The organism is Bacteroides sp. 2_2_4, from assembly GCF_000157055.1.
Taxonomy (GTDB): domain Bacteria; phylum Bacteroidota; class Bacteroidia; order Bacteroidales; family Bacteroidaceae; genus Bacteroides; species Bacteroides ovatus.
On the sequence record NZ_EQ973356.1, the window covers coordinates 346,675 to 361,614 of the forward strand.

Consider the following 14,940-nt stretch of genomic DNA (forward strand, 5'->3'; position numbering starts at 1 on the left):
TTTGTAGTACTATTATTAAGTACGAACGAAGAATCAAATCCCCTTATCCTACTTTACTATTATTTTCTGAATTTCGAGTTTATCTCCGGCTTGCTCTATCTGTAAACGAAGTACACAAGCTCCTGCGGGAAGAGTGAGTTTTCCTATTTCTCTTTCCGTCCATTGTATAGAACTGGGTAATTGCATGGGTTCTGTCTTTACTTCTGAATCAGAAGCTACGGACAATAAAGAATTTCCTTTTGATTGATAAACAAGATAAACGGTATAATCTCCATCGGTAGGAATACTTACAGTATAATTCATCCATTCTCCATCTTCTATTTGGGTAACGACGTAATTATCTTCTTCTTTTCGTAGCTCTACTGCTCCGTCAGGTCTGTATTCGTTGCCACGTTTCTTTCCTACATTGTGATAGGTATGCCCTTCGGGATCTTCCGCAAGACAATAATAATCGTAATCGGCAGCCGATATTTCACTAGGTAGCAAATGAATTCCTGATACACGCTTTCCCGTAGAGAAAGAAACGGGATCGCCTGCCATCCAGGGAGTCAATCGCTTGGTCAATGTTCCCCAGCCAGTCCATTCATAAAACCAGTTGGGTGCTATCCCCCAGTTTTCGCAACCGTGATGTTCTATCATATAATCACGGTAACGTTTCAACCAGGTATAGTTGTTCTCCGGCAATCCAGCACGTACTGCATAATGCGCCAATGCCATTTCACGAGTTCCGCCACTACCTGCTACGTCTCCACGTCCGTGAGGAGATACGGCTACGGATTCCCAACGTCCACTACGGCTTTTTATCTGGAGAAATTTTCCGTTCTCAAAGGTAACTTCATTTGAATTCTTACTATAACTTGTCGGTTCCCAAGGCTCTTTTTGCTCTTCATAGGTCTGGACTTTAGAGAGGTTATAACGATAGTTCCATTCCAAACCAAGAAGCAAACGGTTATTGAGACAATTATACAAAGAATCTCCCTGATTCCATGCCATTTCTGCGATAGCTACATAATTGTGGATACCTGCCAATACATATCCCTGGTCGCGACTCGACTCCTGACATTGACCGTTTGGATAGATATAATACTGTAGCTGTTCATCGTATCCATAATCTGAAATCTTGTTTTCTCTTCCTTCCAATTTATAATCAAGCATGGTTGGTGATTTCTTAATCGGTTCTTTGCTAGTGACCGTCGGTCCTGAAGGATAAGGTAAATCATCCGGTCGATGCTTCATTCCCAATAAATAACGGTAAGCACGGTCATACATTACTTCGTTATCTAAGTAAATCCCCATTGCCATCATTCCACGAGCAGCGAAAAGTCCTTGATTACCAAACCTTGCGGCATCGAAATTAAAAATATTCCAATAGAATGTAACTCCGTTCTTTGAATCATCCCAGTAATTTGCATATTTGGAAGAGAAATCTTCCGTATTGCTATATCCAGGATAGACCAACATATTTTTAAAACGTTGCTGGTCTTCTACTTTCCAACCGGAATAATCACGCATTAATTCGGCGGCATCAATTAAAAGGTAAATCTTTCCGTTATCTAATGGTCCTGTTCCACGACTACTTGTATTGGTATAATAAGAATTAGCATTCAGATATTCGACCGCTTTACGGGCATAAGCCTCATCGCCCGTCAGATGCCAAAGCAATGCTAAGTCATGTGCCCGCCTGCCATCTACTCCGATAGTAGCATTAAAACGTCCTTCTCTGATTTGTTTTCCCGATTGATAACTTGCGTATTGAGTGAAGAATAGGGAGATTCCTTTAATTTCAGAAAAGTAGAATAATAAGGCTCATGTTTCGCCTTGACCATAGCTTTCATCCGGTCTAAATCACCTTGGGTATAGGTGATTCCGGGATGGATAAAGTTACGTCGTTGCGCTTGCACTCCATTTTGAATATTCCCAATCCATACAATCCCAATAATCCATATAATTTTGTTAATCATAGTGCGATTCGTTTTTTATACAAGTGATAAGCAAAGATAGTATTTAGTAATAAAAAGGAGTTCAAAGTGAATGAAACATTTACTTTGATTAGCATAAACCCGGGAATAAAACTCTTGTATTTATACTCATGGTTCTCTTCCAGACTCCTTAATTCTGATTCCAGTGCAGCTTTGCTCTCATCTATTAATAGATAAGTTATTATCTTCCTATTGCAAAGTTCTTTCCTTCTAATACTAAAGTTACTCTTATCTAATAGAAATCTATAATTGCAAGCTTTGATTATAAAAACGAAAGTTTCATTTATATAATTGCAAGTTCTAATTATATAAATGAAACTTGCATTTATAGTTTATGTTTAACCTAAAGAAAGTTTGATATTAGAAGAAAAGAAGTTTGCACCTAATACAAAGAGATTTTTCCATTCATACTTCATATACCAGATTATGCTATTTGACTGTGATATTCTTTATGTATTCATTCGTGATAAAATCATCTATATTTTTCATCTTCATGCCGTTGATAATCACATTATCGAAGATGATATTCTTGACGGAACGTTCTTTATCAAACCCTTTCAATAGAGATGGATTCTCCCCTACTCCATTATAAATGATATTCCGAAAAATAATATCTTCAATTCCCCGGCCGGGTTGCTTATCATACTTTGAATTGAAACGAACATTAATATGAAACAATCTTCCCTCCTGGATATTCTCTACACGGATATCCTCAAATAATGCCTTGCGTACCAAGTTTTTATCACCGCAATCCACTGCCATACAGCCCTGATAAAGAAGATCATCTTCATCATGTTCCAGAATATCGACATTACGGACAGTTATATTCTCAAGAATCTCTCCAGCCTTATCGTCCGGGTTACCGTGTCCTCCAATGTTGATCGGATGAGCAATATCCGCCCAAAGGATTGAATTCTGTAAAGTCACGTTACGACTTCCTCCGTAATAGTTCCAGCGATGGGCATAGATGGCAATACAATCATCACTGTTCCGCATAAAAACATTGTCTATTAATACGTCACTGTAACACATCAGATCTATGCCATCACTCCATCCTTTACAACTAAAAGACTTTAAATTATTGATGGTCAACCCTGTAGACTCACCACCAAATACTGTATAGTGATCTGGATTTATAACTGTAATACCGTCAATCCATATATTTTTAGAATGAGTAACTTCTATTCCACGGATCGGATGGTCGAGAATACCACGCCCGACAATGCGTACATTTTCAGCTTTGTCAATCAATAATTTAGCTTTTACAACAGCTCCGGGAGCTAAATAAACAGTAGTATTGGAAGGAATCTGTATCTGTGTGTTCGGCAAATCTTTCGGACGATGGACACCCGGTCCGAAATACATTACTTTGTCACTGCTTTCAGTATAAGTTTCTGTTTCCAAAGGATTAGCAAACAAATGAAGATTATGCAAACGATCACCGTTAAACTCAATCGACAGGCATTGAGGTCTAGTGAGTGTAAAAAAGATAGCATTGTGGTTTACCGTATGTTGTATACCTATTGCTAACGGACGGATTTTCACATCCTGAATGGTGCCATTGTTCTTTTTCACCATCACTTCTACGGGACTGCCTATATCAAACTGTACCATTGAAGCAGATTGTACCCGATCCATATCTACTTGGACTTCATATTCGAATACATCTTTCCATTCACCGCCTGCTTCACGTACTTTGACTGTATAATCATCATTATGTGGCATACCAGTGTTCAATCCTTCCGGATAGGTTACTAATTGGGCATTCCCGAATGTCGAAAATGCAATAGCTATTGCTAACAAACATTTTCTTTTACCTGATAAAACTCCTACTATATTCATATCACTAAACTATGTTATATTTTAATTATTCTGTTTATTGAAGTTCTTTCTAAAACTATACTTTCTATTCCACCCAGGTTGGCAAACTGGTAACAGAAACTATAGAAAAAATAACCAATGCAAAAAATCTCCTTTATTGTCTATTACGAACAATAAAGGAGATTTACCTAGAACATTCCAGTTTTTTCTGTCTTCTTATTTTTTACTTTTTACATACGGTTCTGCATATTGAGTCGGCAGTGCTCTCGATATGTCTTTGAAACATTTAGTAAAACTAGTATACAATACACCTTCCTATTCTTTATTATAGCTTTATTCGAACGGAACTGCCAAGTACTAGAATATGAATTGAAAACGTCCCTGTACTACACTAAAGTTTGTGCTTTCGATCTCTTTGATATGCGAGCCGGGGATGAAGTAGCTATAATTCAATTTGACAGCAATGTGTTTATTGATATAGTAATTCAATCCGAAGGAGAGGTCTTTCTGTGTTCCGCCTTTTATTCCGGCATCATTCAGAGAGAGATAATTGAAACGGGCACATAGTTCAAGTGCTTTTCCTTCCGGTCTTCCGGGACAGGCTACTTCTTCGTCATACAGATAATTCTGTCCCAACAATAGCCAGGAACATTGCAGATAAGCTCCTTGTGCCGTATAGTTCTCAAAACCCTTTTCCCGTTTTACATGGGCGCGGATGTATTCACCCTGAAGAAAGAATTTATGATAGTAAATTAGCAGTTCGGTTCCTATTTTAAATTGGGATGCTGCATGATCTACATCTGCTTGTATTAATGTACGATTATCAATCGTGCTCACGCCCGGAGATTTATAAGTAAACGTATTCCTGTTCTCATCTTCGGGAAGCGTGCCGTCCGGTGTACGATGGATAGCTGCTAATCCTATATGTATCAGTTTCGCTTGCTCATAAAGTGGACGGTAAACCAAACGTCCGTCAATGGCATATCCTTGCGATGCGTTTTTCAGGTTGCTCAAATCATTATCGGTAAAGAATCCGCCACACAGATAGTAATATTGGGTACGATAGGAATAGGCTACTCCCATACGTCGGCTATTTGTCAATGCCAGCACAGCTCCCGGAGATTGGTTGAAGCGAAGATCAAATGTACTACAAATCATATCGAGACTGAATGGCTCATAGAATTGTCCTATCTGAATGGAACTATTCTTATAGGAATAGGTGGCAAAAGCATCTTTGATGGCTACTTTGTTTCCGGCATATCCCATTTCCAGTTTCATTCCCCAGTTCTGATAGGTAGCTTTTACACCGATGCGAAGGTCATTAAATTCCGTGCCGTTGCCAAAGTTATTCGGATTCTTCAGATACACTCCTCCATCCATTAATAGACGCCCGGTGATTTTATATTGTATGCCATCGGGCAGATTCTGTGCCGTTATCCGGGAAGTCGTTAGTATTAGAGATAGAAGGAAGGAGAATTTCAAATATAGTCCTATTATTTTCATCGTCCACCTTTTATCAAATTTGTGAAAAAGTAGTTGGCTCCATACCTTCTCCCGTAAATTTTATCCCGTTGCTCATTTCGGCTTCTTTCGCTTTCTTCAGCTGTTTCTCTTTTTTATAGCGCTGTATCAGGTAAATCATGGAGCAGGTGAAAGCAACCGTACAGATCAGTCCTACGTAACCGGATAATATATTATAAAATTCCAACCAGTTTATGTCTACATGGGCAAATTCTTTGAACATCAAGACAAGTACAGTTCCCGTATATCCGATAAAATCAATGGTCACAATGAAGAAACCGACATTTCCTTTTATCTTGAAACAAGCGATGAAGCGGTCGAAAAAAATGCTTTGAAAACAGAGGTAGGCAATATACAGACAGAGACTTTGGACAAACAGCCAGGTGATTGCATCCAATTGCAGAGAATCATAATTGAAAGATATAAAACTCATGGTGGCTGTCCCAAGTACGACCAATCCCAGCAGGGCAACCAAAACTTTTATGTTACTTTTCACAAAGACCATCGCTCCGAATAACGCCAGAATTATTAATGTAACGACTGTATCTACCTGCGCAAACATCCATGAGGACTGTCCGTTCATATCAATAATCTTCACCAGGAAATCTTCCTTAATATCTCTAAGCACTACCAACATTAGGTTAGCTACAAACAATAATACAAGAAATGGCATAAAGTCGATGAACAGTTCTTTCCGTTGCTTGCCATTCAGAGTTACACGACTACTCTTTTGTTCTATATCTTGTGCCGTAGGTTGTGGCAAACGGGTTAAGCTATATCCCAAAAGAGCCAATAAAGGAAGTGCAAAAGCACCGATAAGTGCCGGCATCCAAAATTCGCTGACGTTCAATGTATTCATAACGAACAATCCGATGGATTTTGCCGTTCCCGAACTGATAACAATACTGATTCCTAAAAGACTGGCCAAAATATCCGTAGTGCGGCGACCTTCGATAAAACTGAAAATAACTCCCCACATACAGCCCAATGACAATCCATTGAAGAACATGGCAAACATATTATAAGGAGTGGGAAGTGCTCCGAACGCAACCAATGACAATTCCGCTACGGCAATGGAAACGAGTATAAACTTCAGGCGATTCTCTCTCTTCAATTCGGAAATCAACTTGATACCTATAAACTTGGCTATCAGATAACCTGCTATCTGAATGATAGTAACCAGTACTTTATAATCAAAGCCGAATGCTTCTATCCCGTCAAAAGTAGCAGCTGTGAAAGGTTTGCGCAATGTATAAACCAGTGAGTAAGAAAGAAGGGCTGCTCCACCTGCCCATAGAATAAAGAGGAAATCGGCTAATCTTCTGTTTGAACTTTGTTTCGATATTGCTTCAGTAATCGTTTTCATACGTTTTCGTTTTAATTTCTGGAGCAAAAGTAGAGGAGAATAGCAAGGGAGAAAATGAATTCTAAAGATTCATTTTATTCATTATCAGGTAGAAATGGAAGTAATATTAATGTAACGTTTATGTAACCGTAATTTCTTGGAAATGGAATACAAAAAGGGTTGCACAATCACTAATCCGGTATTGCGCAACCCTTTTTATTCGATTTCTTATTTTTCTTCTTATTGGAAAGTAGGCATCTTGAATCTGTACAATAATCCACCTACCATGGAAGCTACGCGGTCAGGTCTTCCCTGTTCGGAGCCATCGTATGTATCGGTACGGATACCGACTTTAGGTTCGGCATACAGATACAAAGAAGAAGCCACTTTCAGCTTTACCTGCACACCGGCATCCAGTCCCGGCACTGCTCGGAACTTACCGTAACGGCGTACCAGTCCGGCCGTAACTCCCACAAAAGGAACAACATCTATCACATGGTCGGGGCTGTATCCTTTTGCCAATGTGGCCAGACTCATCATATAATCCATACCCAAACCGGCATAATGAAGATTCATCTTCGACGACGTTTTGGCCTTGTACATAATTGTTCCATTTACCCGCCATGCAGATAACGGAGTGTACCATTTACCTATGCTTCCTTTTGCTTCTACACCTGCATTCTTCACCAAATCTTTGTTGGCTACGAGCAAGCTACCCAATCCAAGTGCACCGGAGATGAAGTAACGCTTGTCATCCTGACCAAACACGCTGCGATTGGCTGCTTTTGAATAAGGAACAAAGCGATAGTGGAAACCTGCATTGACTCCTACCATTACGTCTTTCTGCATAAAGCCCAGATTACCTTCAATGAATTTATCTCCATACAAGCGAATCTGCGGTTCAATGTACAAACCGAGAAAATCATTCACATGCCATAATCCCTGTATGCCTGCATTAATACCCGGTTGGAACTTATGGTCTGATTTGGAAGTATAAGCAAGGTTGACACCTACCGAACCTATTAAATCAAAGATACGATCGGGATTATATCCACTCATGGTAGACGTTATGTTCCACAAGTAATCAAGACCACCACTGACGCTGGCATGTCTAAGTTTGCCCGCTTTAACACTTCCCGGAACTACATAGTTCGTAAAGAATCCACCCGTACCCACCAGGCGCAAACCGGAATAAGGGCTCAACCACTTACCGATAGAGACAGAAGCCTGCGGACCTAAAGAACCAAGGTTTTCAAGATTCGTCTTATTCAGGAACATTTGCACACCGATTCCCGAAGTCATAAACAGATTGTCTGCGATGTGATTGCTTGAGAATCTGTTCTTCGGACGTGCCGCACGGTCAATCGTATGATAAGTCAAACCAAAATTCAACTCTCCGAGCTGATCCGTATTGCCACCTACTCCGCGACCTCCTGCATATCTCTTATTATACACATTGAGGCGAGGTTCTATAAATAAATCCACAGAACGGTTGATACGGAAACTTCCTTGCACACCGACTCCTATTCCCGGAGCATACTTGGCGGTTTTATCCACTCCTTTCGTACCTGCCAGGTTAACTCCGGCAATACCGATCAGACTAAATATTCTGTCTTCATCATATCCCCAAAGAACATTATTGATATTCAACAGATAGTCCGCATGCAGATCGACATGTTTAAAGTAGCCGCTTGCACTGCCCGAAGGGGTGTCTGAAAGTCCAACCGTCCCGGACAAACGCAGACCGGAAGAAGGACTGAACCATTTACCGATTCCGGCAGAGAACTGGGGACCTAATCCTTTAATCGTATTCTTGATTCCCGGAACTTTCAGTGTACTGATACCACCGGATAAAGAGATAAACATATGATTCAGGAAGGAACTTTTATCGAAATCATCGAAATGAATCTTAGTTCCCATCGGAGCAGCAGGCATATAGGTCAGACCTACCAGAACCGAACCAGCCATTTTATAGTTTCTCCAACTTTCCGTATACGCAAAACCGTCATTATACCATCCGATCCGCGGTTCTACAAACAAATCCAATGTAGAAGAAAGACGTACATTTCCCTGTAAACCGAGATGAGCGCCGTAATAAAGCTGACCGCCGCCTTTCAAATCCGGATACTTTTCGGAACGATCGCTATTGTCGCCCACCTTAGAATAACCGGCTTCTATACCTGCAATCCCTACTAACTCAAAACAACGGTTTGCATTGTATCCGTATGCCAGGGAGGACATATTCAACAGATAGTCCAGGCTGCCGCCACCCATTTTTATTTTAGAATCGTAGATACTCGACGGCAGATAACCTAAATTCACCCCTATCCGAAGTCCATGAACCGGAGTAATCCACTTTCCCATAAAGAGATGGGCGGTCATTCCCATTCCATCCTGACTATCTCCACTTGTTAACAAGCTGTATGGCCCTATTCCGGCAGAGAAAAAGAGATGTTCATTGAATTTATTGCTCTCGAACTTTTCATTTGCAGGCCGTTTCTGTAACATATATTGCAATGCACCATAATCCTGTGCCTGTAAGGTAACAGCAAGCATCAGGAAGATTGCCACTGCTACATATTTATTGTTGATTCTGAAGATATTCATCGTTTACTCTTGTTGTATATATCATTATTTAATTTTCTGCTCTTCCGGCAGCAAGTCAATAATATCACCGTCCACCTTCGCTACTTCCAATAAGGAAGGATCAAGTTCAAGGGCCTTCTCAATGCTCATAATCGCATCACCTATTTTCTCCAGGCGGTTGGCGGCAATCGCTTTTATATAATATTCGCGGGCGGTCTCTACATCCATGGTAGAAATCTTATCCCATGCTTCCTGATTCTTCTTCATTGCCAGCAGCATCACCACCTCATTGAAAGGGCTGGTAGCCGCCACCTTTTCGAAAGCATCATTATAATAACCGGCCAATGCCTGAACAATGGCCTGCAAATCTTCAGAAACCGCTTCTTCGGGAACCAAGGTCAAGACTGAATCTGCTTTTGTATATTTCCCTTCATGCAGCAAGGCAATAGCCTGATTGGACAATAACTCCGCCGGTGCCGATTTACTGACAAACGGTTCGAGAATACGTGAATCCGGAGTATCTTTCTGTATCGTTGCCACTGCCAGTTCATTGGCTGCATACGTAAAGTTATCATAAAGTTCAAGAGCTTCCCTGCAATACTTTTCCCTTTCGTCGGGAGTTTTTGCTGTCGTAATCATACGGTAATATTCGAAACGGGTCAGTTGCTTCGGATTCTTTCTGTAAAGTTCTCTAATCTCGTCGTCCGTCAAAGAACGGAAGATTGAATAACCATAGGTATATTGCACCTTTCTCAATTTAGGCAGATAAGTAGCCGCAAGTTCCTTGTAGAAAGGTTTCGATTTCAAGACCCCATTCAACCGGTAAGGAGTAGCTGCATATTGTTTGATTAAGTCCTCTACTTCTTTAGCCAGTTCCGGCTTGGAGTTTTTTTTCAGCAATTCAGCTACCTCCTTCCAGGAGGCAACCGATGCATCCGATTTCACCTCCAACAGTTTACGTGTTTCCGGGTCCAGTTGTGCCAGTATACGTTCCAGGGCTTTATCCGTACGCAATTTTGCCAGACGAAGATTCGTCGCGTAAGAACCGTCCGGCGAAGCCACCCCCGTAATATGAAAACTCTTCAAAGAGGCATCCGGGTTCGTCTCAATACCACGCAATTCCTGATTCAATCGGTTCAGTTCCACCTGATTTTGTGGATTCTTATCATCCAGGTCGGCTTTACCTACCAGGAAGGTTAAGTTTACCTCACCTTTCGTATCCCGCAACTGCATCACGGGTTTCGGAAGATATTTCTCGTCCGTCAGACTGAAAGCGGAGAATTTATACTCCAAGAAACGAAGCGGGTTGACCGTTCCGCGTGCAATGGAGAAAGAGTCACGATAAATGATATTCCGGTAATTTTCCATCGCCAGATGCACATCTGCACGGTAGTCATGTTGCAGATATTCTATATAGATAGAATCATGGTAAGCAATAATATCCCCCTTGCGTGAAGAAGTAGTTTTCACACGGATGTAATCGTGCAAAGGATCTTTATCCATATCATAATCGTACATTCGATTTTGCGTTGTATTATAAGTATCCCCGTCGAATACAACAGGACGCATCAACAGACGCTTTTTCAGTGTCACATCATAAATGGAAGGCTGCAATACCAAGCGACGATGTGAGTTAAACATCTCCTTAGGCACCGGGACACGGGTTTTCAGATGAAAATAATTACCTTTGATTTCGATGTCCGTAGGTTCCGGAATCACTTTGTCCTTCACTTTGGAAGTAATCGTAACTTCGTCCAGTTCGATGACGGCATCTTTCAATACTACATTCAGAATCTGCTTTCCTGCCACCTTCACTGTTTTGTCTTCATAACCGACACATGTAAACTTCAACGAGCCGTTTTTCTCAACCAAGACACTGTAACGACCATCCTCGTCGGACATTTCTATACGTTCGTCATTGACCGGATTCAACACATTTACATTCGGAACACTTTTTCCCTGCGGGTTTGTGATATGCCCCTGCACGCGGATCCGTTGGGCGGATACATTCATACCGACGAACATCATCGCCACGAGAAGTATACCTGTTAATCTATCACGTTTCAAATTGATTTTCATTCTCTTTTCTGACTAGCTAATGTTCGTTATCGAATAATATAAACAAAGGATACCCCCAGTTTGACAGGTGCAATGGTGGTCTTACTATCGTTGACCGCACCCGGTTTCGGAGTACCCTTATCATACTTAAACTGACGGTAGCGCAACACACCCACTCCGGCAGTTGCTTCGATGTTCCAATGATCGCCCAGCACCCATGCGTATCCATAGGTCAAACCAGCGGCGTATGCATCGCCTTTGTGATGCACATCTTTTACCATCATATCAAAATTATTCACGAAAGCGGTGATTCCAAGAAAATGACTCACCATCGGACGATTTAGCCAGTAACGAACTTCAGGCTGAAAATGCGTGAAAGTCGTTTTAAAGTTGTCTGTACTGATTGGGTTCGCAGCAATCCCCATGTTCAAGGAGACATGACTACCCAATACAAATTCTGCTTCTACATTCGGACTGGCGGTCAGCCAACCCAATGCATTTGTCTTTACAGCCACCCGTTGTGCGTGCACATGTACACCACAACATAATAACAGAAATGATAACGCAGCTATTACCCTGCGACCATTTCTCATCACATATACCATCATTTATTTCCCACTAAATATTTCCCACTAAATATTTACCCACAAAAAAGGGCTTACTGTCCATTTTATATACTACTTGGACAGAAAGCCACAAAATTAGAAAAAATATAGTATTAAAAACGTTTAAACACGCTTTTTTTGTTTTTTATTGCAACAATTTCCATCTTAGGCCATAATATACCATACTACGGATAAGATATACAATTTTTCTTTATTACCAATGAAACATCAGATACGCAACAACATAGGCTCCGACGCAGCATCGGGTTTTATCTTCTTATCGCCGATAACAACCGTACAGGGAGCAGAAGAAATAATATACCATTTCCCTTCTTTCTTTTCGAGCAATACATTAGCGGCATTGTCGGTCTGAATCATTACCCCGGGTGCAACCAATTGGGTTCCATTCCCTAAAAACAACGTCCGGTTTCCTGCATATTCATTGCTAATAACAGCATAATCCGCTTTCACTTTCATTCCTTGATAAGTAGCGGTTTGTGCAGCATCAGATAGAGAGAAGATATGATCTATACGTCCGTTTTTGCTTTTCACACAGATTCCGGCAAAATCTTCCAAACCTGCTCCTTCTGCATCAAAGTAAGAGACGGACTGAATAGCAGACGGTTCCTTTTTCGTACTCGGTTCATATATCGAGACAAAAGGACGATTCCAAGCTTCTCCATGCTGACGGGCAACAAATGTCAGCGTCGGCTGCTCCTTTATATTATAGGGCATATTCGGTGTACGGCTTAGCCCTTCGGTCATTGGCGCCAAAGCCGTAAAGACTTCACGATCCGGTTCGCCTTTCATCCAAAGATTCATGTATATATCATCGCCGTCCTTATCTTTCATATCTATGGTGAAAGTTGCCTTGACATCCTTAGCGGTTGCAGCCACTTTCTTATCATATAAATAGGAATAAGCGTAAAGATGTGCGCCTGCAAAGGCGAGTTCTTCCGTAGGCTGGAGATTCAGGTCGCTGCCATCTGCTGCTGTCAATGTCAAAGTCTGCCCAAGGTCGTGATAGAAGTAATCGTGCATCTTATCGCCTCCTTTCTCTTTCCGGCTGCGGAATACATCGACATAATACCCCGTCTCCGCCCCGGTAGTGACAATACTCATCATACGGGTCTGATCCGCCCTGCTTTCCGGTTCACGAAAATAAAGGTTACTGTAAGTAACGGACGTAAATGCTTTGCCCGGTTCCGCTGATGCCGGGAAACAGGAAAGCAAATCAAAAGAATGGTTACTTTTCATCACCGGATAGCTCGATATTCCATCCACACAAACTGTATTATGACTGGGGAATTGAGAATAATATTCCGCATAATCCAGTCCGCTGTACAAGAAAAGCCCGATACCTGCATCCGGACCCAATACGTATCCTTTTCCGTAAAGTTCCATCGAAATGCCGTTAGCGTGCATGTGATTACCTTCACTGCCATTCAACGAAATCATCAAACTGTTGCGCGGATGCATACCGTTGCGCTGTACCAGCCATGACACATTGGGAGCATAAAACAAAGGAGAAACATAATCTTCTATCTTTCCCGGCTGCACTTTGGGATTTAGCGTCAGCGGTTTATCTTCAAAGAAAGAATTGACAGATACACGCACATTCTTCTTTTCTGTTTTATCATTTCCCAAATCCGGGTTCAGGCATTTCAATAAAGCCGTGAAACAGTTTTCCTGTTCTTTCTTCCCGTTCGCCTGTGCATTCTGTATCATACGGATAAAGAAGTTCGTACTCAAATATCCCGGATGCGTATCTCCAAAGCCACAAATCATACGGTTGGGAAACAGATATTGGGGAGTGGTTGCTACCGCTTTCGACAATACAGGCATTGCTTTCACCAAATCATATTGCAGATTCGTATCAAACTGATTCACGAAATTGGCATAATCATTGATTACCACACTGCTATATCCCGGACATTCTGCCCAAATTCCCGTATTTATATCGAAACCATAATCTGCCAATCGCGTCAGACTCCACTGGCGGATGCTGGAACGGTTCATCACATAGTCGATATAATATTCACGTCCTTTTCCGTCGGCATATTCCTTATTGTCTTCCAATACCAATCCGACATTCATAACAAACCGTGCCTGTAGCAAATTCCAGTTGTTATGAGGTACACCGTTCGCAATGATATTATCCGCCCATTTCTTAAAAGCTCCGGCGTAGATTTCCATTTTATCCGGGTAATTGGCCTTTAGGTAATTATATAGAAAATCGTATAAAGGGACAGCGATATGGAGTGCGTCTTCATGGATTACTTCGAAAGAAGTCAATCCTACCAATGTTTGCTGATGGCCGTGATTCAGGTCGATGGGCACGTTTCTATAATAAATACCTGTCATATATGTATCAAAGACCCCTGCGGCAAGTTTAGCGAATTTCTCTTCATCCGTCATCCAATAAAGGAAAGCGGCATCACGGGCAATTCCCAGGATTTCGCAGTTCAGGCTTTCAATATTCCGGCCTGTTTTGGATGGGTGTACACTCTCCATAGGACGGTCGGGAAGTGCATTATTGCAGAAAGTGACATTCCCATCCTCATCATCATAAGGAACGACATCTGCCAATTTGGGACGGCCGTGGGTAGCAGCTGTGCCACGGGTTCCTGTGTAACGCACAGTGGGATAAGGAGCTTTTTCACCACCTGCATGGTCGAACGTTTCACCTTTCACATATACTTCCGTGGCATGAGACTTCCAGTACATTGCCAAACGAGACAGCAACCACGCCGGTTGAGCATCCGTCAGGTTCGTATATACTTCCGTCCGTTCCTTCAATTTATTGAAAACATCTTTCGCCCATTCTTCTTTTTTAATCAGCTTCCATGTTTCCTGCTTTCCCGCCGGAGTAGTCAGTACCCGCGGATGTGTCTGCGGCATCTTTTCCGGCAAAGGAATCTCTTGTCCGGATGCGCTGTTCAGAAAGGATAGAAAACATAGTCCAAGTAAAATTCGTCTCATACTTCAATTTTCTTTTTTTAGGTTTGATACCTATTAAATACGA

The 14,940-nt window shown here is 41.6% G+C and carries 7 protein-coding genes and 1 pseudogene; all 8 read right to left on the reverse strand.

Features of this window, described 5'->3' with window-relative positions; all coding sequences use genetic code 11:
• Positions 1–48: 48 nt before the first annotated feature.
• A pseudogene (locus tag BSCG_RS0127210) lies at positions 49–1,961 on the reverse strand (alginate lyase family protein).
• Positions 1,962–2,408: 447 nt separating this feature from the next.
• Positions 2,409–3,821, reverse strand: coding sequence for a glycosyl hydrolase family 28 protein (locus BSCG_RS22795; RefSeq protein WP_008774967.1), 1,413 nt, complete (start codon positions 3,819–3,821; stop codon positions 2,409–2,411).
• 336 nt (positions 3,822–4,157) lie between these two features.
• Entirely contained in the window at positions 4,158–5,303 is a 1,146-nt protein-coding gene (locus BSCG_RS22790) for an OprO/OprP family phosphate-selective porin (RefSeq protein ID WP_004302334.1), read from the reverse strand.
• Between the two features lie 13 nt (positions 5,304–5,316).
• Positions 5,317–6,687 carry a DUF5690 family protein gene (locus BSCG_RS22785; RefSeq protein ID WP_004316051.1) on the reverse strand — a complete coding sequence of 457 codons (1,371 nt, stop codon included), beginning with the start codon at positions 6,685–6,687 and terminating at the stop codon, positions 5,317–5,319.
• A 219-nt stretch (positions 6,688–6,906) separates the two neighbouring features.
• Positions 6,907–9,273 carry a hypothetical protein gene (locus tag BSCG_RS22780; protein WP_008774969.1) on the reverse strand — a complete coding sequence of 789 codons (2,367 nt, stop codon included), beginning with the start codon at positions 9,271–9,273 and terminating at the stop codon, positions 6,907–6,909.
• Positions 9,274–9,297: 24 nt separating this feature from the next.
• A complete protein-coding gene (locus tag BSCG_RS22775; RefSeq protein WP_004325483.1) occupies positions 9,298–11,331 on the reverse strand; it encodes a tetratricopeptide repeat protein in 2,034 nt (677 codons plus the stop codon).
• Positions 11,332–11,357: 26 nt separating this feature from the next.
• A complete protein-coding gene (locus BSCG_RS22770) occupies positions 11,358–11,903 on the reverse strand; it encodes a DUF3575 domain-containing protein (protein ID WP_004305849.1) in 546 nt (181 codons plus the stop codon).
• A 240-nt stretch (positions 11,904–12,143) separates the two neighbouring features.
• Complete coding sequence (locus BSCG_RS22765) at positions 12,144–14,897, reverse strand: heparinase II/III family protein (protein WP_008774970.1); 2,754 nt, start codon at positions 14,895–14,897, stop codon at positions 12,144–12,146.
• Between the last annotated feature and the right edge of the window lie 43 nt (positions 14,898–14,940).